Origin of the sequence: Stenotrophomonas sp. PS02300, assembly GCF_029959395.1 — a bacterium.
Classification (GTDB): Bacteria; Pseudomonadota; Gammaproteobacteria; order Xanthomonadales; family Xanthomonadaceae; genus Stenotrophomonas; species Stenotrophomonas maltophilia_AD.
On the sequence record NZ_JASCOP010000011.1, the window covers coordinates 38,501 to 59,039 of the forward strand.

The 20,539-nt window shown below is 68.2% G+C and carries 9 protein-coding genes; 3 read left to right on the top strand and 6 right to left on the bottom strand.

The features are described from left to right. Positions 1 to 116: 116 nt before the first annotated feature. The 6 genes from QMX79_RS04115 to glyQ form a co-directional block, all read right to left on the bottom strand. Positions 117 to 3,959, bottom strand: a complete 3,843-nt coding sequence (locus QMX79_RS04115; RefSeq protein WP_282244671.1) for a translocation/assembly module TamB domain-containing protein — start codon at positions 3,957 to 3,959, stop codon at positions 117 to 119. Continuing rightward, positions 3,956 to 5,740 carry an autotransporter assembly complex family protein gene (locus tag QMX79_RS04120; RefSeq protein ID WP_282244675.1) on the bottom strand — a complete coding sequence of 595 codons (1,785 nt, stop codon included), beginning with the start codon at positions 5,738 to 5,740 and terminating at the stop codon, positions 3,956 to 3,958. Before QMX79_RS04120 ends, QMX79_RS04115 begins: the two co-directional genes overlap by 4 nt. Before the next feature lie 78 nt (positions 5,741 to 5,818). Next, complete coding sequence (locus tag QMX79_RS04125) at positions 5,819 to 6,325, bottom strand: hypothetical protein (RefSeq protein ID WP_282244677.1); 507 nt, start codon at positions 6,323 to 6,325, stop codon at positions 5,819 to 5,821. A 68-nt stretch (positions 6,326 to 6,393) separates the two neighbouring features. Beyond that, positions 6,394 to 13,170 (bottom strand): hypothetical protein, encoded by a 6,777-nt coding sequence (locus QMX79_RS04130; protein WP_282244679.1) that lies wholly within the window; start codon positions 13,168 to 13,170, stop codon positions 6,394 to 6,396. 268 nt (positions 13,171 to 13,438) lie between these two features. Then, positions 13,439 to 15,535 carry a glycine--tRNA ligase subunit beta gene (gene glyS, locus QMX79_RS04135; RefSeq protein ID WP_282244680.1) on the bottom strand — a complete coding sequence of 699 codons (2,097 nt, stop codon included), beginning with the start codon at positions 15,533 to 15,535 and terminating at the stop codon, positions 13,439 to 13,441. Beyond that, a complete protein-coding gene (gene glyQ, locus QMX79_RS04140) occupies positions 15,532 to 16,443 on the bottom strand; it encodes a glycine--tRNA ligase subunit alpha (protein ID WP_068847918.1) in 912 nt (303 codons plus the stop codon). Before glyQ ends, glyS begins: the two co-directional genes overlap by 4 nt. 115 nt (positions 16,444 to 16,558) lie before the next feature. Here glyQ and QMX79_RS04145 point away from each other — a divergent pair, with 115 nt between their 5' ends. The 3 genes from QMX79_RS04145 (at position 16,559) to QMX79_RS04155 (ending at position 20,100) form a co-directional block, all read left to right on the top strand. Continuing rightward, positions 16,559 to 18,394 carry a GspE/PulE family protein gene (locus QMX79_RS04145; RefSeq protein ID WP_282244681.1) on the top strand — a complete coding sequence of 612 codons (1,836 nt, stop codon included), beginning with the start codon at positions 16,559 to 16,561 and terminating at the stop codon, positions 18,392 to 18,394. Continuing rightward, on the top strand, positions 18,366 to 19,085 hold the full coding sequence (locus tag QMX79_RS04150) for a glutamine amidotransferase (RefSeq protein WP_068847921.1): 720 nt from the start codon (positions 18,366 to 18,368) through the stop codon (positions 19,083 to 19,085). The genes QMX79_RS04145 and QMX79_RS04150 overlap by 29 nt, the downstream gene beginning before the upstream one ends. A 103-nt stretch (positions 19,086 to 19,188) precedes the next feature. Further along, positions 19,189 to 20,100: a BPSS1780 family membrane protein gene (locus tag QMX79_RS04155; protein ID WP_282244683.1), complete on the top strand. Its 912-nt coding sequence runs from the start codon at positions 19,189 to 19,191 to the stop codon at positions 20,098 to 20,100. Positions 20,101 to 20,539: the final 439 nt, after the last annotated feature.

Genomic DNA, 20,539 nt, shown 5'->3' on the forward strand with positions numbered 1-20,539 from the left:
GTGTGACGCGGTAGGCGAACTGTCTTTGCGTGCGCTCTGCGCAGCATGAAGCGGCAAGATTTCCTTGCCGCATTCGGCATGCACCGCGCAGCGGTGCAGCCAGGCAGGGCCTGGCGCTACTTTTCTTTTCGCCAGTTGAGCGAGCCGCGGTTTTCTACCGTGCTGGATTCGATTTCGATGTCAAAGCCACGGCGCAGCAGGTACTTCAGCGTGAGTACCGAGCCGCTGCCGACCAGCGAGACGCCGTAGCCGACGTACAGCTTGGGCGAGATGAACTTGCCCACGCCGATCACCGAACCGCCCAGCGCGCGCGACTGGCTGACGCCGGCATCGTCCAGGCCGAGCTTGGCGCCCAGCTGCGAGGCCAGCAGGCCGCTGCCGGCCGACAGCGCCGCCGAGGCCGCGTTGACCTGCTGGGTCTGGTCGCTGCTGGCGCCGGTGAGGCTGCGCCCCAGCACCAGGAAGGCCAGCGCTTCGGACTGCGACATCGACGGGTCCGACCACACATCCACCCGTGGCGACTGCGCGCGGCCGGTCACGTCGATACCCGCCGTGACATCGCCCACCCGGCGCTCGGCCCGGATGTTGATGCGCGGGTCGGACACCGCGTTGAAGTTCCAGTTGAGGTTGCCGCGGGTAATGGTCAGGTCCTGGCCATAGGCCTTGTAGCGCCCGCTCACTTCCAGCGCGCCGTTGGCGGTCATCTCGCGACCGGGCCGCGACCACACCTGCATCTTGCCGCCCAGCCCGCCCTTCAGGCCGAAGCCGGCCATGCGCACCTTGTCGCCCAGGCTCACGGTGAGGTCCATGTCCAGCGGCAGGCTCGGGCCTTCTTCCGGGTCGGCCGGGTCCAGCACCACCACGTCTTCGGAGACCGAGGTACCGCGATCCAGCCGCTCCAGGTCCAGGTCGGCCTCGGGCACGTGCACGGTGCCGCGCAGCTGCATGGCGGCCTTGGCCAGGGTGAAATCGAGGTTGGGGTTGGCAACGATGCGCAGTTCCGGCGTGTTGGACAGCAGCACGTTCTCGCCGTGGATGTGCAGCTGCAGCGGCTGCGCATCGCCGAACCACGACAGCCCGCCATCGACATACAACGTGCCCTTGCCCGAGTTCGCCTGCGCGGTGATCTTGGCCGAACCATCCGGCTGCGCGGTGAAGCTGCCGCTGCCCTGGTCGAAGGTCAGGCCCAGCGCCGGGAACTCGCCCTTGAAGTTGCTCAGCTTGGCTTCGCCACCCAGCGACGGCGTGCCGCGCGTACCGCGCAGGCTGACGTGGCCTTCGATAAGGCCGGTGGGGCGCACGATGTCGGGCGAGAACAGCTCGATCCAGTACAGCCGCGACATGTTGAGGTACAGCTCGCCGTTGAGCGGGGCGTTGGCGTCCCAGCCGGTCTGCACCTTGGCATCGACGAAGCCGTTGCCCTGGAAGCCGACACCGAGTTTGGCGTTGATCTGCGCCGGGGTCATTTCCAGCGTGGCCGAGAACTGGTCATAGCGCACCAGCTCGCCACGCGCGTTGTCGCCCAGGCGGATGCCGCCTTCCAGCGAGGCGATCTTCGCGCTGCCCTCCCAGGCATTGCCGCGCGGGCGGATCTGCCCATCCAGGGTGATTTCGCCGCGCAGGTGCAGGCGGCGCCCGGATTGTGGCGGCAGCCACGGCTGCACGAGGGCCAGCGGCAACGCATCGCCACGCACCTTCAAGCCATCGCGCGGCCAGTTGGCGCTGGCGCACAGCGCGCCGCCGGTGGCCGCGCCCAGGCAGGTGTCGGTCAGGGTGAAGGTGCTGCCCTGGATGCCGAACGTGGCCGGTGCGCGCAGTGCCCACGCATCGCCCTTGATCGGTGCGATCCGCAGCGCGGCGATATCGCCCCGCCATGCGTTGCCCTGCTGGCGTACCCCGCCCTCCAGCGCCACCGCACCCAGTTCGTTCTTCGCCTGCGCGTCCAGCTGCAGGTTGGACACGCTGCCGCGTGCGTTCACGGTGATCGTGTCCAGCAGCATGCCGGCCTGCACGTTGGTGCCCTGCAGCGCCAGCGTGCCGTTGCTGCCCTGCCACGGCAGGCGGCCACGGATGCTCAGCGCTTCGGCGCTGTAATCGGCATAGCGCAGCCCGCTGCCGACCAGGTCGGCAGTGATGTCCGGCGCGGTGCGCGGCCCGCGTACCTGCACCTGCCCACGCAGCGTGCCGGTGCTGCCGGGCATCAGGTCATCCAGCTGCACCGGTTCCAGCTGCGCCTGCACATCGAGGCGGTCGCCGACGCTGCCGCGTGCGGTCAGGCGGCTGTTGCCCACCGCCAGGCGCACGTTGCCTTCGCCCTGCTGCCCGCGCAGCGCGAAGCGGCCCTGCGCATCCACGCGGCGGTTGCGCAGCATGCCGTTGATGCCGGGCACGTCCACGGTGGCTTCGTAGATGCCGGCGGTGCCGGCCGGGCTGCCCGCCGGCGGCGGCAGCTGGCGACCCTTCGAGGCCACGTTGCCGGACAGGCGGCCGTCCCAGCCGGGCACGAAGTAGCCGGGATCGAACGCGGCCAGCTTGGCGGCCACGTCCCAATCCAGCTGCGGTGCCCACGCCACCTGGCCGGTCACGTCCAGCGCGCCGCCCGGGGTCTTGGCCTGCAGCTGCTTGATCCGGGCGGCGGTGTCGCTGCCGCGCACATCGAAGGTCAGGTCGGCCGATTGCTGTTCGCGCTCCACCGAGGCCGTGCCGACCGCCGCCCAGTTCTTGAGCGTGCCGGCCAGGCCCATGCGCGCTTCGTTGAGCGTCACCGGCACCGGCTTGGCGGCGCCCGGCGTGGTGGGGTCGGCTTCGGGCACGAAGGTCAGGTCGTTGGCGACGATCGCGAAGCGCAGGCTGGCGTTTTCGCGGTCACGGAAATCGGCGGTGCCCTGCAGCCGTGCCTGGCCACCGAAGCCCTTCACCACCAGTGGCGAGACGGTCAGCACCTGGTCGGCCAGGCCGACGTTGGACGGTGCCAGCTCCACCGCCAGGTCGCCCTGCTGGATGCGGCCCTGCAGGTTGGCCTGCCCGCCCTTGCCGGTGGCCTGGAAATCCAGCGACAGGGGCGTGCTGGTGCTGGCATCCATGCCCGGCACCAGCAGTGCCAGATCCAGTTCCTTGCTGCGCGCACTGGCCTTCCACACCGGTTCGTCGCGGCCATCGAAGATCAGGCTGGCCTGCAGTGGCGCGGGCGCATGCCCGGCCAGGGCGATTTCCATGCGGTCCAGGTCGCCACGGGCCACCAGTCCCAGCCGCGCCGGGGTGCGCCCACGCGGCGCCGGCAGCACCGCGCCGATGGTGATGTCGGTGGAATAGTCGCTGCGCGGCACGTAACGGCCGTCCACGCGGAAGTCGCCCAGGTCGCTGTCGACCTTGAGCTGGCGTGCGCGGAATTCGCCGTTGGCGATTTCCAGGCCACCGCGCAGCTTGGTGATATCGATCACCGGTTCCTGCGCCTGGGTGATGCGGAAGCCATCGATGATGATGGTGTCGGCCTGGATCGCCAGCGGCATTTCGATCTGCGGCAGCGAACCGGGCCACGATGGCATTTCGAACGGTTCATCGCTCTTGGCCAGGTTCAACGTGGCGTTCTTGATCTGCAGCGCATCCAGCTGCAGCTTGCGGCCCAGCAGCGGGCGGATATCCGGATCCAGGTACGCGCGCTCGGCGGTGAAGTGGATGTCGTCGTAGCGGAAATCCAGGTTGTGCAGCACCAGCGGCCCGGCCACCGGGCCGTCCACCTTGCTCCAGGTCAGCGTGGCGCCGGCGGGAAGCCGCGCCACCACCTGGGCCAGCAGCACATCGCGCCCGGCCACGGTCTGTAGCAGCCAGTACACCAGCAGCAGTGCCAGCAGCACCAGGCCCAGCACGGTGAAGCCGGACCACGCCCAGAAGCGGCGCTTGCGGTAGAAGCGCACGCGCGGCGGCGGCGGGGTTGGCGGGGTCGGGGTCGGCGTGCTCACAGGTCCGCTCCCACGCTCAGGTACAGCTGGAACTTCGAATCCGGGTGGTTCAGGCCATGCGCGATGTCCACGCGCACCGGGCCCACCGGCGATTTCCAGCGCACGCCGAAGCCCACGCCGGTATGCAGGTCGATGGTGTTGTCGAACGCGCTGCCGGTATCGACGAACACCGCGCCGCCCCACGGGCCGCCCTTGAAGTAGTGCTCGTACTCGGCCGAGGCGGTCACCAGGTTCTTGGCGCCCAGTGCGAATTTATCCGGCGGAGGCGTGCGCGGGCCCACTTCACGGAACGCATAGCCGCGGATGCTGCGGTCGCCACCGGCGAAGAAGCGCAGGCTGGGCGGCATCGCCACCAGGTCGCTGGTCCAGGTGGTGCCACCTTCGCCGCGCAGGATCAGGCGGTCGGCGTCGCCGACCGGAATGAACCAGCGCAGCATCACGCTGGCCTGCACGAAGCTGGTATCCGAACCTGCGCCTTCGATGCCGCCACGCAGGGTGGCGCTGCCACTGATACCCTTGCGCGGGGCAAGGCGGTCGTCCACGTTCACGTAGTCGGCCACCAGCTGCGGGTACACCAGCGTGGAGGTGTTGTAGATCGCGTTGGTGAACTCGGTGCCCGAGGCATAGCGCCAGCGCTCGCGCAGGGCGTTGACCGAGGCGATCGCGGTCCAGTTCTCGTTGATCTCGCCGCTGCGGCTGCCGATCAGCTTGAAGTTGCGCAGGTCGATGTAGTCGGTCTGCTCGTCATAGACGCTGGCGGTAAGCCCGTACCAGCCATCCAGCCACTTGAACGCCGGCACCCGGTAGGTGCTGACCAGGCTCTTGCGCTTCTGCGCATAGTCCAGCTGGGTGTTCATCTTGTGGCCGCGGCTGTTGAGGAAGCGCCGCTCCAGGCCGCCGCGCACACCGGCGCCGCTTTCGCTGCCGTAGCTGATACCGGCGGTGTAGATGCTGCGCTTGGCGCGGGTGAGGGTGACATCCACCGGCACGTTGCCGTTCTCGTCGGCCTGGTCCGGCTGCGGCTGGATGTCGATCACGCTGAAGTAATCGAGCTTGGTCAGCGATTCGCGCAGACGGTCCAGCTTGCCTTCGTGGAAGTAGCTGCCCTTTTCCCAGTACACCAGCGGGTCGAACAGGCGCTCCACGAAGTAGTCCTGGTGGAAGCGGATGTCGCCCATGTTGTAGCGGCGGCCGCTGTCCCAGGTGAGGTCGATGTCGGCCGCATTCTCGGCGCGGGTGATCTCCACCCGGCGCTGGGTGAAATCGGCATCGAAGTAGCCACGTTCGGCCAGGCGCCGGGTGATGGTCACGCGGCTGGCGTCGTAGAGCGTGTGCTCGAAGCGCTGGCCCTTGCGCGGCCGGAAATTCTCCAGGTCTTCCTGCAGGTACTGGTCCAGCTGCGCCGGGCCGGTGATGTCGATGTTCTCGCGGCGCACCAGGGTCGGCGGGCCACGGTCGACATGGATCACCACGCGCAGGTTGTCGCCTTCGCGCGGGCTTTCCACCGTGATCACCGGGTTGTAGAAGCCGAACGGCTCCAGCGCGCGCCGGGTCTGGCGCTCGGCCTGGGACAGCAGGTATTCCAGCCGCGACTCGCCCTGCTCCTTGCCGATGGTGTCGTACAGCGACAGCGAGACCTCGATGTTCTCGATCATCTCGGCATCGTCGCCCTTGTCCAGGCCGGTGATGTCCACCTTCTCGATGGTGCCGCGCGCATGCGCGGTCGAGGCGGCGGCCAGCGACAGGAACAGGAATGGCAGGGCGTATTTCAATAGCTGCATGGCGGACAGGATAACGGGATCGGGCCAAAAACGAAGCCTGTATCCCACCCATCGGCCATGCCGGACATCACGCCATATTCACGCAGGTGGCAGCTGGCGCAGGAATTCCTCCCAGTCCATGGCAGGTGACACGAAGATTTCATAGGGGCCGCCCGAGGCCATGCCGGACTCGATGCAGATGCAGAAGAAAGCCTGCCCCGAGGCCGTTGGCGCACGCGCGAAGTAGCAGTCGCCCACGCCCTGGTTGTCGAGCAAGCCGAACACCAGCACCCCGTCGCGCAACACCAGGTTCACGGCCCCCTGCACGACGCCGTCCGCATGATCGGCCGATGCCTGTTGCCGCTGCACGGGCCCTTCGCTGTCGTCGCCTTCGAGGAAGCCCTGCTCAAGGTACTCGGCCAGCACGTGCGCGAGGTGGCTGCGGTACTCGTCACGGACAAGCGGCATCGCAGCGCCGTAAAAGTGCAGGAAAGGCCCTTCGCGCCCAGCCAGCGCCTGCTCGTGCCTCTCGCCCAGTGATGGCGCGGCGTCATCAGGAACGCCGGGCGCCCTGAGCGGGGGTACGCCCCTACCATTGATGATCATCTCGAACTCTTCACAAACACACGCAGGGATGGTGCCACCCCCGTGGAGGTGGCACCAGCGAACATGACTCAGAAGGCCTCTTCTTCATCCTTCGGGTCCCACAGGCGCGGCTTGGGCTGCACCGGTGGATCGCGAAGCAGCTCGGCATCCACCCACTCTGCAACCTGCTTATCCTTCAGCTGCACCATCGCCTCGGCCTGCATCTGCGCATCGGTATAGCCCTTTGCTTCCCAGTCCTGCTGGTTGCGCTGGATGACACGCTGGACCTTCTGCTCAGCCCACCATTCATGGCGGTGCTTGTTGTCGTCAAATCGATAGAACACTTTGATCTTCAAGTCGGGCATGAAGGACACCAGCTCCCGCATTCTCCGCAGACAGCTGGTCACGCAAAGGTGCATGTCGGTAAGCGCGTAGAAACGCCCTGCCAGACCATGGATCGGCGCACTGCTGCTTCCCTTCAGGGCCCCCGAAATCTCGGCGACCGCGCTGCCGAGGTTGCCGAACAGGTCGTTCAGAATCTTGTCTTCGCTGCAGGTCCGGGCCGAATAGATCCGATAGTTCTCGCCGGCAACCAGCGAGCGTGCATTGCTGGGCAGCAGTCGCGCGTCGCCCATCACCTGCCGCATCGTGGCGGAGACGTCGTTGCCCCCGAGCGCTTCGATCTCGGCGTCGGACAGGTCGCGCAGTAGAACAGTCCGGGCCCGGCCCTTGGTGCCGGGCGCCTTCACCAGCAGGTCGTCGTCGACCAGCGTGATCTGCACCGACGCTTGCCCGGGGGCAGCCAGCTTTCCGCCCATCGGCGAAAGATCGGCGCCCATGGCGTAGTCGGCGCGGAACATCCCGGTCTGGGTGAGCTTTCCGTCCGCCACCGAGTCGGGCAACAGCACCCGGCGGATGTAGTTGGGCTTTACGAAGTCCTCCTCGCCCATCCATCCGCGCGGATTGCCGCTGGCGGCCGCGCCGGCCGGCCGGAACCCCGGGCCAAGGTCAACCGGATTGCCCTTGTACGTCAGCCCGCTCAACTGGTAATTGGCGAAGTTCATCATGTCGAAGCCCTTCAGCAGGCCGTAGTCGAACCTTCCAAGTTCGCTCAGACGCCGTGCATCGGCGGGTTCGAGCGCCAGATTCTGCTTCTTCAGTTCGCCCAGTTTCAACAGCAGTGCCTTGTATTCGCGCTCCATCACCATGCGCTCTGCGTACCGGGCGTCCATCTTCTCGTGCAGCTTCAGCAGGCCCTCGTCCAGCGCCTCGTACGTTTCGACGTCTTCAGGCTCCAGCGAGATCCGCGTCAGCGGGCTGCAGTCTTCCGCCGCACGCGCCATGCGCCCGCCGCTGCGACGCGGCAACGCGCATTCGGCTGCCCCATGGCTCTGCTTCATGCGGTCGATCACCGCCTTGCGCAGCCGTTCCGGGTCGCCGACCGCCTGGCGTTCGGCCGCGGTCAACTGCTCGAAAACGCGCTGCTGCCAGCTGGGGGGTGTTGCCTTGACAGTGCCCGGCGCGGGAATCGTGTCGCCCGCGCCAAAGGTGACGTGACCGGCCGGTGCGCCCTCGCCGGAGGCACCAAAGGCCAGCATGATGCCGTTGCCTGACGGATCGGAACGCGTGCTCCAGTCGCGGCCGGGCACCACGTTCTGCAGATGGCGCTGCAGCACCTGCACTTCCGAGAGCGAACGGATCCGGCCGCCAACCACTGACTGGCGCTGCTCACGCAGCTTGCGGTTGGCCAGCACATCCGCCACCTGCGCGGCCGTCTGCCGCGGGAAGAGCCACGATTCGGCCTGCTTGGCCAGCAACGGATCAGACGCCACCAGTTCCTGCGCTTCTGCGCGGGTCAGTTCCGGGTAGTGCTTGACCAGGTTGTCGGCAGCCGTGGGCAGGCGGTGCTGCATCGCCTGCCAGCGTTGCCAGGTCTGCTGGCTCTGGGCCGGCTTCTCGCCGATGACCCCGGCCAGCTCGCGGCGGACGGCCAGCAGCACCTCCTCGCGCGCCGCTTCCGGTGGCAGTTCCAGCTTCCCAGCCACCTCGGCCAGGCCGGCCGCGTCGACGAGGGCCTCCAGATCCGGCAGTGTCCGCGCGTTCGGCACCTCGACGTGCAGTCCCACCGGGCCGGTGCCGAAGCGTGCCGCACGCATCCAGTCGCCGATTTCGTAGAAGAACGTTTCCACGCTGCGGCCGTTGCCCAGCCGCGGGCTGTCGGCCCAGGCACGCAGGATGAACGCGCCTTCGCCCGGCCGCCCGAGGGTCGCGGGGTTGGCCACGATTTCCTGGAGGCGCTCGGCCATCGCCCAGTCCTGGACCACGTTCATGACGTCGGCAGTGGGCTTCCCGCCCAGCTCCAGCACGCCGAAGATCGCTTCGAGTTCGTCCAGCTTCTCCGCGGGAAGATTCTTCGCCTCGGGCAGCTTGCTCATCCATTTGCGCGTGACCAACGGCGAAACCGTGGTGGTGCCGCGGCGCGGCGCCGGTTGCTGCTGCCGGCGCCGCCAGCCGTTGTCGGTGTGCTGCACGGGCGGCCCCATCGCATCGGCCGCATCCGGCATGCGCAGGCGCAGCACGTTGTCCTCGTCCGGCGCTGCTTCGATGAAGCGCCCACCCTGCTCGATGAAGGTGCGTTCGCCCTGTCGATAGACGGTGGCGCCATCGGGCCCGGTCTGCTTCAGGATCGGCAGACCGACGCTGGCCAGCGATTGCCGGGACACCGCGAAACCTTCATTCACCCGGCCGTCGGCGGTGAAGCCACGCAACTGCAGCCGCATGTTGCGCACTGCAGTCCGAGCCTCTGACAGGGTATCCAGGCCACGCTTGCCCACCTGGTACAGCAGGCTGGGGATCGCGCCGATCTGTGCAATGTCCAGCAGGTCGTACAGCCCGCCGCCGAGTTCGATGAGGCCGTCATTGACGTTGCCATTCTCAAATTCCGTCACGCCTCGCTGGATGCTGTCGGCCAGCATTCCCAGCGTTCCGGCAACACACCATGCAGTCCCGGCAAACCCGCTGGCCATCGAGCACGCCGCGCCGACACTGATCGCCCCGATCATCTTCAGCCTCTCACCCAGTCGCTCCAGCTGGCTCACCGTCATCCGGTCCACGTCGCTCATCCGCGCATCGATCAGTGCGGCGGCGGCCGCCTTGGGTCCGCGGGTCTGGGTGAAACCGAACGGGATGCCGTGGCTGCTCGAGGTATGTTCGAACGCCTTCGCCAGGCTTTCGTGGTGGTCCATCCGCGCGCGCGCGCGGATGTAGCCTTCTGCCTCGGGGCGGCGCAGCCACGCAGCAAACGCGCGTTCGTCCAGCAGGCGGTCGCCGTGCCCGGTGTCGGGCAGGAACACGTGGCGCCCCGCGCTGCTGCGGATGGCCCACAGCCCGACAATGGCATGGCCGTTGATGGTCACCCCCTGCAGCGACGACGGGCGGGTGCGTTGCGGGTCCAACTGGGCATGCGCGGCCTGCAGCGCGCGGTAGCGGGCCTCGTTGAGCGCGCCGTCCTGCCGGGCGGTTTCGATCATCCAGGCGGTGCGTGCGCGGATCTGGTCACCCAGCGCGGCGGCAAGCACCGGGCCCTGCGGGCTGTGCGGCAGCGCTTTCAGATGGTCGATGTAGGCATCGGCCAAGCGGTTGCTTTCGGCGAAATCCTCCAGCTCGGTGCAGATCGCGCGGCGCAGGGAGGCGTCGTGCAGCTGCCCGCTCATGGCCGCGTCTTCGCGCAGGGCGCCCTCCGGGTCGCGCCGGTAGGCCACCAGCTTCATCGCATCGAGGGTGTCGTCGTCCAGCCACGCCACCGGTTCCAGGCGCGCGCTCGGCAGGCCACCGGCATCCGGCGACCAGTCCGGCAGGTTGGCCGGCATTGCCGGGCGGCGCAGGCCCTGGCCCTGCCAGCCATGGGTGGCCCAGTCGACCAGGTCCATTTCGCGCCCGCCCACGCGCAGCCGGACCAGGTCCGGATCGAAACCCTCCAGCGGGCCCGCGAACCCGGCCGTGCGCAGCGCGCGGACCATCGTCGCGGTCACGTCGGCGCGCGCGTGGCTGTGCAGCGTCTGCAGCACCCGGTCCTGCTGCTGCCCGTATGCGGTTTCGGCGGCGATGTTGGCGATGCCCAGCGGGCTCCAGCGCAGCCGGTTGCGCTGCAGCCGCTCCTGCCCCAGCACCTCGCCATGCGCGATCAGCGCGTCGGCCCACTGTTGCCGCGCGCCTTCCGGCTGGTCAACGCGCGCGAACGCCAGCTGGAAACTTTCACCCGGATTCCAGGCCTGTGGCCCGCGCTGGCCGCTCTGGTAGCGCGCGAAGCGCGCCTCCCACGACTGCACCAGCCCGCGCACCTCGGCACGCTGGGCCGGCAGCGCCGCCTGCACGATGTCATCGCCCAGGGTCACGTCGATGTTGCCGTTGGCGACGAAGGCGCCGATACGGGCGCGGCGTGTATCGAGGTACTGGCGGAACGCGGTTTCATCGCCAAAGGTCTGGAAGCTGGACAGGTCCGACCGGTACAGCACCACCTGGCCCTCGGTGCCCTGCTCCACGCTGCGCAGTACCAGGTAGTTGGGCACCACGATCTTCACGTTGGGGCCGTCGGCGTAGGTCAGCTCCGCGCGCTCCACCGCGCCGGTGCCCTGCAGGAAGCCCAGCACGATGTCGGCGCCACGCCGGTGCGCGTTGCCGCTGCCCAGTACGCCCTGCGCCTTTGCCTTGAGCGCATCGATCACCAGCCGCGCCTGTACCGTCCGGCTCAGCGCCGGGCGCACCTGTTCCATGCGGGCGTTGATGGCCCCACGCAGAAGGCGCGCATCGGCACTGCCGACGAAGGCGGCAAGCTGCGTACGTTCGTCAGCGGTCACCCCGGTGCCTGCGCGAAGGAAGGCGTGCCTGTCCCCCACGTCGCGCGTCAGGCAGTACTGCAACAGGGGCAGGCGGTCGTCGACGGCGATGCCGGCCACCTGCGTGGTGGGCAGCTTTACTTCAATGTCCTGCCAGGGGCCGCGCCAACCTGTCTTCAGCAGGGCAGCCGTCATCGCCGCCTCGGTGGCGGCGTCCACTTCTGCCAGCGCGGGGGCGAGCTCACGCACCACCTGCCATTGGCTCACCAGCAGTTCCTGTTCCGATGCGGGCAGCGTTGCCACCCATTGCCAGCCGGGCTGGCTGGCAATGACGTCGCGGGCGACCGCGACTGACCACAGGCGCATGGACTGCACCCGATCCAGCAACGCGGTGTCGGCCTGCAGCGCGTCCCGCAGCACGGCCGGGTTGCCGTGCAGCTGCGCCTCGACGGTGCCGGCATGGGTCACGGGTGCGCCGTTGGTGTCCGGTACCGCCCGACGCGCACGCGTGCTGCGCGTTTCCGTGTCGAGTTCGCCGAGCAGCAGGTCCAGGCCCGTGCCCCAGCGGCCATTGGGCAGTTCCACGACATCTGCTGCCAGGCGTTCGGCCAGCGCGGCAGGCGTTGCCGTTGGCGTAGCGGGCCAGAAATAGCGCGTGGCGAACAGCGCTGCCGCGCCCGCGGCGGTCAAACCTGCCACGGTCTTCATGGCGGCCTGCGCAAGCAGGGACTGTCGCAGATTGGGGAACAGGCGCACGTTGGACGCCGCGTCCGCAGCCGATGCTGCAGGCACCAGCGGCGTGGTCGGGGTGACGCTGTCCAGCGAGGCTCCCATCGCCGTCATCTCCACCACAGGCTGCGCCTGTGGCACCGCCTGGAAGCCGCCGCGCGCAGCCTGGCCGAGTGCGGCGATGCCGGTGCCGAGCCAGGCCAGCCAGCCACCCTGCCGGCGGTCGGCCGGCGAGGTGGCGGCGTCGGGCAGCGCGTTCGCCACCGCGACGGGCGGCTCGTCGATCGCACCGCCCCGATGCAGCGGCTCAGGAGCGGCCGACAGGGCCACGTGGTCAACGTGCGGGTTCCAGTCCGGTATCACGGCGCTGCCGCGATCCACCGCGTGCTGGTGCAGGATGCGCGCCTGCTTCTGCTCTTCAGTGAGCTTGACCTTCGGCGCCGCAAGGTCTGCACCGTGGGTCGCTTCGACTGGCTTGAACAACGTGCCGCCCACACCATTGAGCACGGCGACCCGCTGCCAGTGTTTCGGCAGATCGGCGATGAATGATCCGATGCCCTGCAGCTGGCCCGAGGGCTTGGGCAGCTGTTGCCGCAGCTGCCACAGCAGCGCCGCCACCGCCAACGCCGACAACAGGTGGCCGCCGCCGAGCTTGGGGCGCAGCTGCGCATCGGCCTGCGTCACGCTCTCATGCAGGGCCCATAGACCGTTCCGGACCGTCTCGGGCAGCGACTGCACCAGCGCGTCGAAGTCGGCGTGGGTCCGCAGCGTGGGCAGTGCCGCCGCCAACGAGGGCAGCACGGTTGCCACGCTGCTCCACGTGCCGGTGAACACGCTGCGCGCCAGCTGCCCGGCGGTGAGCGCACTGCCGGCCCAGCCGGGCAGTTCGGCCATGAGCGTGGTCCACGCGGCCCGGCTCAGCACGCTGTCCAGCGCATGGATGCCCAGGTTGCGCAGCACCGCCACGTCGTGTCCGCGCGCGGCCAGCGCCTGTTCCATGCACTGGATGATCGCCGCGCGCTCCTCCGGCGAGGCGGCCGACGCAAGGTACTTCTTCATCGTCCACGCCAGCGCTGTGCTTTCGGGTGCACCCGTGGCCAGGATTGCGTCATGCACCGCCGCCTCGTGTGGACTCAGCGCCATATCCAGGGCGCTGGTGGCCGGTATGCACGGCGACGCTGCGTTGCCGACGTGGCGGGGCGCGTGATGGCTGGCAGGGTCCTGCGCCGCGGGCGCGTTCGGCGGTGCGAAGTAAGGCGTGAGGGTCTGCGAGGCGGCAGCGGGCTGCGGGAACGGGGGCATGGGGCGGTACTTCCGTGCGGAGCGGGGATGGGCCGGCGCGGAACGCGCGGCATGTCGTTGCCGCTGGAACGAGCGGCGCGGGATGATCACGCGCCGTGGGGGAATACCGATTGCACGAATTTATCGTTTACCGCTGTTACGGTTGATACGCTCAATCAAGATTCAGACAAATTGCAGCTTTCGTCGCATTCGAACCGCTGCGCACAAAAAGAAAGCGCCCGAACCAGTCGGGCGCTTTCAGGGATGACACGCGATCAGGCTGTTGCCGTCAGCTGGACAGATGCTCGATGGCCGCTACGCTGCCCAGGCGGTCGCCCAGGCGCTTGAGCAGTGCCAAGCGGTTGCCACGCAGCGCGGGATCTTCGGCGTTGACCATCACCGCGTCGAAGAACGCATCCACCTGCGGGCGCAGGCGGGCCAGGCGCGCCAGCACGCTGACGTAATCCTTCTGGTGCAGGCTGGCATTGCTGTCGTCAATCGCCGCTTCGACGGCTTCGGCCAGCTCGCTTTCGGCCGGCTCGGCCAGCAGCGCCGGATCCACCATGCCCGGAATCGCACCCTCGGCCTTGCGCAGGATGTTGCGGATGCGCTTGTTGGCGGCGGCCAGCGCTTCGGCTTCCGGCAGCGCCGCGAAGATGCCGATGGCATCGATGCGGCGGTCGAAGTCGTACAGCGAGGCCGGCTTCAGTTCGGCCACCGCATTGAAGTGCGTGGCCGGCACGCCCTTGTCGGCGTAGTAGCCGCGCAGGCGGTCGATGATGAAGTCGTACAGTTCCTGCGGCAGCGTGTCGGTCTTGCGCTCGGCACTGGGCTGGACGGCGGCGGGCAGGCCGGCGAACGCCGTTTCCAGCAGCGCGCGCAGGTCCAGCTCGAAGCCCGATTCGATGATCGTGCGGGCCAGGCCCAGCGCATTGCGGCGCAGCGCGAACGGGTCCTTGTTGCCGGTCGGCTTCAGGCCTGCGGCGAAACCACCGGCCAGCGTGTCGGCACGCTCGGCGATGGCCAGCACTTTGCCCAGGTCCGACAGCGCGATATCGTCGCCACCGAAGCGCGGCTGGTAAGCCTCGTCGATGGCCAGCGCCACCTCGGGCGATTCGCCACCGGTCACCGCGTAATGGCGGCCGGCGATGCCCTGCAGCTCGGGGAATTCGTTGACCATGCGCGACTGCAGGTCGTTCTTGGCCAGCACGGCGGCGCGCTTGGCCAGCACCGGATCGGCGCCCACCTGCGGTGCGATCAGCCCGGCCAGCGCCACCACGCGCTGCACCTTGTCGGCCACCGAACCCAGCTTGGCCTGGTAGGTGACGGTCTTCAGACCCTCGCCCATCGCTTCCAGGCCCTGCTTGAGGTCCTCATCGAAGAAGAACTTGGCGTCGGCAAAGCGCGGACGGATCACCCGCTCGTAGCCCTTGGACACTTCGGCCACGTTCTTCGATTCGATGTTGGCGATGCCGATGAACTTCTCGGTCAGCTTGCCGCTGGTATCGAGCACCGGGAAGAACTTCTGGTTGATTTCCATCGTCTCGATCAGCGCTTCCTGCGGCACCGCCAGGAATTCGCGTTCGAAACTGCACAGCACCGGCGCCGGCCATTCGACCAGGTTGACCACCTGTTCCAGGTTGTCATCGGTGATGCGCGCCTGGCCACCGGCGGCGGCGGCTTCGGCGTTGACCGCGTCCACGATGCGGCTGCGGCGCGCATCGGCGTCCACCAGCACATACGCAGCCTGCAGCGAGCTCACGTAGTCGTCCGGCGAGGACAGCCACACGGTCTTGTCGTGCATGAAGCGATGGCCGCGGCTCATGCGGTCGGACTTCAGGCCCAGCACCTCGGCTTCGATCACGTCCTTGCCGTGCAGCAGCACCAGCCAATGCACCGGGCGGGCGAAGCCGTAGCTGTGGCTGCCCCAGCGCATCGGCTTGGGAATGGGCATGGCGGCAATCGCCTCGGCCAGGATCTCCGGCAGCAGCGCGGCGGTGCGCGCGCCCGGGGTGACCGAACGGTGCACGAAACGCTCGCCCTTGGCATCGCTGGTGCGCTCCAGCGCGGTCCAGTCGATCCCGGCCTTGGCCGCGAAACCCTGCAGCGCCTTGGTCGGCTGGCCGTCGGCGTCCAGCGCGATGTTCAGGTACGGGCCCAGCACTTCACCGCGCTGTTCCGGCTGCTCCACGGCCACGCCGGGCAGCAGCACCGCCAGCCGGCGCGGGGTGGACAGCGGCTTGGCGTCGCCGCGTTCCACGGCCACGCCACGCTTGGTCAGGCCGTCCACCACGCCATCGAAGAACGCCTGGGCCAGGCCCGGCAGCGCCTTCACGGGCAGTTCTTCGGTACCCAGTTCAATCAGCAGCGGCAGCATCGTGCTCATGCCTGCACCTCCTTGGCGGCCACCGCTTCGAGGCGCTTGGCTTCATACAGTTTCGCCACCGCCTGGGCCAGCGCGCGCACGCGCAGGATGTAGCGCTGGCGCTCGGTCACGCTGATCGCGCGGCGCGCATCCAGCAGGTTGAAGGAATGGCTGGCCTTGCACACCTGCTCGTAGGCCGGCAGTGGCAGGCCCACTTCGACCAGCTTCTGGGCTTCCTTCTCGCACGCATCGAAACGGTGGAACAGTTCTTCCACGTCGGCGTATTCGAAGTTGTAGGTGCTCTGCTCCACTTCGTTCTGCAGGTACACATCGCCGTAGGTCACCGGCGTGCCGTCCGGCCCGTAGGTCCAGACCAGGTCATACACGTTGTCGCAGTTCTGCAGGTACATGCACAGGCGTTCAAGACCGTAGGTGATTTCGCCCAGCACCGGCTTGCATTCCAGGCCACCGGCCTGCTGGAAGTAGGTGAACTGGGTCACTTCCATGCCGTTGAGCCAGACTTCCCAGCCCAGGCCCCAGGCGCCCAGGGTCGGCGATTCCCAGTTGTCCTCGACAAAGCGCAGGTCGTGCACCAGCGGGTCGATGCCCAGTGCCTTCAGCGAATCCAGGTACAGCTGCTGGATGTTGTCCGGGCTGGGCTTCATCGCCACCTGGTACTGGTAGTAGCGCTGCAGGCGGTTGGGGTTCTCGCCGTAGCGGCCGTCGGTGGGGCGGCGCGAAGGCTGCACGTACGCGGCATTCCAGCTTTCCGGGCCGATCGAGCGCAGGAAGGTCGCCGGGTGGAAGGTGCCGGCACCGACCTCCAGGTCCAGCGGCTGGATCAGCACGCAGCCCTGCTGCGCCCAATACTGGTTGAGGGTCTGGATGAGGCCCTGGAAAGTGATCGGAACGTTCTGGGTCGCGGACATGCGGCGGAGTCTTGCCTGCTCAGGGGGTGCGCTAGTATAGCGACGGACCGCCCGCCGGCATTTCAGGCAAGCTGCCATCACGCCGTGCAGGCCCCGCTCCGAGGATTCTGGCGCCATGGAACACCGCTCACCGGCAACGCTCGCCCCCGTTCCTGCTCCGGGGCCCCTGCCGCCGGGCCGGCTGGATTTCGACCAGGTGGCGGCGGCCATGGTGGCCGACGGGCTGGTCGCGGCCAGCGATGTCGAGCGCATCCGCTTTTCCGGCCAGGGCGCCCGCAACGCCAGTGAAGTGCACCCGCTGGTGCTGCTGGCCAACCTCAAGCTGGCGGCCGCCTCGGGCGGTGAGCTGGGCCTGGAACGGCTGACCGAATGGCTGGCCACCCGCACCGGCACCCGTTACCTGCGCATCGATCCGACCCGGGTGGATGTGGCGGCCGTGACCGCGCTGGTCTCGCATGCCTATGCGCGCCGCCACCGCTTCCTGCCGCTGGCGGTGGACAGCGAGCGGCTGCTGGTGGCCACCAGCGAGCCGCTGGCCCAGGAATGGCTGCTCGACCTGCAGCACCTGGCCCGGCGCCGGATCGAGCTGGCCATGGTCAACCCGCTGGACCTGCACCGCTACACGATGGAGTTCTACGGGGTGACCCGGTCGGTGCGCGGGGCACGCGGCGACGTGCGCAGCGAAGCCAGCGGCATCCTGCCCAGCTTCGAACAGCTGGTGGAGCTGGGCCGCTCCGGCGACGTGAACGCCGATGACCAGCACGTGGTGCACATCGTGGACTGGCTGCTGCAGTACGCCTTCGAGCAGCGCGCCTCGGACATCCACCTGGAGCCGCGCCGCGACATGGGGCGCATGCGTTTCCGCATCGACGGGGTGCTGCACAAGGTGTTCGAGGTACCGCCGGCGGTGATGACCGCGATGGTCAGCCGGATCAAGGTGCTGGGCCGCATGGACCTGGCCGAGCGCCGGCGGCCCCAGGATGGCCGCATCAAGACCCGCTCGCCGGGCGGACGCGAGGTGGAAATGCGCCTGTCGACCATGCCCACCGCCTTCGGCGAGAAGTGCGTGATGCGCATCTTCGACCCGGATGCGGCGTTCAAGAGCATCGACCAGCTCGGTTTCAGCCCGCAGGAAGCGGCCGGCTGGACGGCGCTGGTGGAGCGCCCGCACGGCATCGTGCTGGTCACCGGCCCGACCGGTTCGGGCAAGACCACCACCCTGTATTCCACCCTGAAGCGGCTGGCCACGCCGGACGTGAACGTCTGCACCGTGGAAGACCCGATCGAGATGATCGCGCCGGAATTCAACCAGATGCAGGTGCAGACCAACATCGACCTGGATTTCGCTGCCGGCGTGCGCACCCTGCTGCGGCAGGACCCGGACATCATCATGATCGGCGAAATCCGCGACCTGGAAACGGCCCAGATGGCCGTGCAGGCCTCGCTGACCGGGCACCTGGTGCTGTCCACGCTGCACACCAACGACGCGCCCTCGGCGATCACCCGCCTGCTCGACCTGGGCGTGCCGCATTACCTGCTGGCCAGCACCATCAACGGGGTCCTGGCCCAGCGGCTGGTCCGCACACTGTGCCCGCACTGCAAGGTGCCCAAGCCGCTCAGCGCGGCCCAATGGGCGGTGCTGGCTGATGCCGATGAGGCATTACCAGAGTCGCCCACGCCATATGCGCCGGCCGGTTGCCTCGACTGCCGGCGCACCGGCTACATGGGCCGGGTAGGCCTGTATGAGTTGCTGCCATTGAGTTCGCGGCTGCGCGGGCTGATCCGGGCGGACATGGACCTGGCCGGTTTCAACCGGGCCGCGCGTGCTGAAGGAGTACGAACCCTGCGCCGCGCGGGGCTTGAAAAGGTGGCGGCAGGGCTGACTACAATCGAGGAAGTCCTCAGCGTGCTGCCTCCCCCCGATGAACCGCTCGCCTTTCCTGATTCTTGAAACCGGCCAACCGGTCGCCTCGCTGCGCCGGTACGGCCGTTTTCCGCACTGGATCCGGGTCGCGGCGGGGCTGGATGCGGACGAGACGGTGGTGGTGGACGTGGAGCACGGCGGCGAGCTGCCCGACCACCGCGATTTTGCCGGGGTGATCATCAGCGGCTCGGCCGCCTACGTGACCGACCGCGCCGACTGGAGCGAGCGCAGCGCGCAGTGGCTGCGCACGGCCGCGCATGACAACCGCCCGGTGTTTGGCATCTGCTACGGCCACCAGCTGCTGGCGCACGCGCTGGGCGGCGAGGTGGCCTACAACCCGGCCGGGCGCGAGTCGGGCACGATCGAACTGGCGCTGGAGCCCTCTGCGGTGGACGACCCGCTGTTCGCGGGCCTGCCGGCGCGCTTCCCGGCCCACGCCACCCACCTGCAGACGGTGCTGCGCGCACCGGAGGGCGCGGCCATCCTGGCCCGCTCGGCGCAGGACAACTGCCACGCCTTCCGCTGGGGCCAGCAGGCCTGGGGCGTGCAGTTCCACCCGGAGTTCGCCACCCACCACATGCGCGGCTACGTGCGGGCACGTGCCGAGTGCATCGGCCGCCACGGCGGCTGCGCGCGCAGCGTGGCGCGCGGTGTCAGTGCGGCCCCGCTGGCCCGCCAGCTGCTGCGCCGGTTCGTGCGCCAGGCACGCAACAACTGAAAGACCGCCGGAAGCGTCCTTTCCTTCAGGTGATAGGCACGGAAAACAGGGATAATCGTTGGGATTCGGGGCGCGCGCGCCCTTCCCCCTGTTCCGGAATGGTATGAGCGAAATTCGCAAGCTGCCCGCCTCGGCGGGCGCCCAATGGCTGCTGGACGCGTTCACCCTGTACCGCCGCGCGCCGCTGCAACTGGCGGTCCTTGGCGTGATCGGCATGCTGGTCAGTTCCCTGATCCTGGTGCTGGCGCAGGCGTTGCCGAGCTGGCTGGGCATCCTGGTCCAGCTGGTCTCCGTGGCGGTGGGTCCGCTGGTGTTCGGCGGCATGCTGGTGGCGGTGAGCGAAGTGGCCCAGGGCCATCGCGCGTCGCCGGTGCACCTGCTGCAGCCGATCCGCGACCGCCGGGTGAGCCACCTGCTGGTGCCGCTGGCGATCCAGCTGATCGCGGTGATCGCGCTGGGTACGCTGCTGTACGTGATGATGGGCCCCGACGGTCTGACTGCCACGGCCGAGATGTTCCGCAAAATGCAGGAGCTGCAGCAGTCCGGCGCCACGCCGAGCAATGAGCAGACCATGGCGCTGATGACCGGCGTGCCGGTGATGCGGATCCTGCTGTGGCTGCTGATCGCCTTCGGCACGTTCGTGGCGCTGAGCATGGCGATGTTCACCCAGCCGGCGCTGGTGGTGTTCGACCACCAGAGCGGCATGCACGCGCTGCGCATGAGCCTGCAGGGCTGCATCCGCAATTTCGGCGCGATGGCGGTGTTCATGCTGCTGGGCCTGATCGCGGCGATGTGCATCTACTTCGTGATGCTCATCGTGATGCAGCTGGCGCTGATGGCCGGCGGCGCCGGTGCAGCAGCGTTCGTGATGCAGCTGACCAACACCGCGGTGATCATGCCGCTGTACGTCGGCGCGGTGTACGCCGCCTGGAACCAGATGTTCGCCCACCGCGGCCGCGCCGCCCCGCCGCCGGTTCCGCCGTCGAACGGGCCTGGGAACATTTTCGCGGCTTGATGTTCTTGGGCTGGCGTCAACGTCAACTGCAGCGTTTTTATTGATACGAGCTGGGGCCGGGCGTCGGGCAGCCCCCTCCGGGACACGCCGTGAATCCATCCATGGAGGCTTGTCAAAAACATCCATGTTTTTGACAGTCCCTACGGGGGCTACCCGCCGCCCGACCCCGTCATGCATCGCGCTGTGCGGATGAAAGAGCAACGACGCATGGCGTCGCTCTACGATGCGCGCGCGATGTATCGGTAATGCATTGAGAGAATCAACGACGTAGAGCGACGCCCTGCGTCGCTGCTTTGCTTTGCTTTCGTATCCGCACTCGCGATGCACGAGAGGGGAGGCCGGCGGGCAGCCCCTGTAGGGACTGTCAAAAACATGGATGTTTTTGCCAAACCCCCATGGATGGGTTTACGGCGTGTCCCGTAAGGGGCTGCCCGTCGGC

Bases quoted from the DNA above. Each gene is read 5' to 3' on its own strand.
- QMX79_RS04120 (WP_282244675.1), bottom strand. From the start codon at position 5,740: ATGCAGCTATTGAAATACGCCCTGCCATTCCTGTTCCTGTCGCTGGCC.
- QMX79_RS04155 (WP_282244683.1), top strand. From the start codon at position 19,189: ATGAGCGAAATTCGCAAGCTGCCCGCCTCGGCGGGCGCCCAATGGCTG.
- QMX79_RS04150 (WP_068847921.1), top strand. From the start codon at position 18,366: ATGAACCGCTCGCCTTTCCTGATTCTTGAAACCGGCCAACCGGTCGCC.
- QMX79_RS04145 (WP_282244681.1), top strand. From the start codon at position 16,559: ATGGAACACCGCTCACCGGCAACGCTCGCCCCCGTTCCTGCTCCGGGG.
- glyQ (WP_068847918.1), bottom strand. From the start codon at position 16,443: ATGTCCGCGACCCAGAACGTTCCGATCACTTTCCAGGGCCTCATCCAG.
- glyS (WP_282244680.1), bottom strand. From the start codon at position 15,535: ATGAGCACGATGCTGCCGCTGCTGATTGAACTGGGTACCGAAGAACTG.
- QMX79_RS04125 (WP_282244677.1), bottom strand. From the start codon at position 6,325: ATGATCATCAATGGTAGGGGCGTACCCCCGCTCAGGGCGCCCGGCGTT.
- QMX79_RS04130 (WP_282244679.1), bottom strand. From the start codon at position 13,170: ATGCCCCCGTTCCCGCAGCCCGCTGCCGCCTCGCAGACCCTCACGCCT.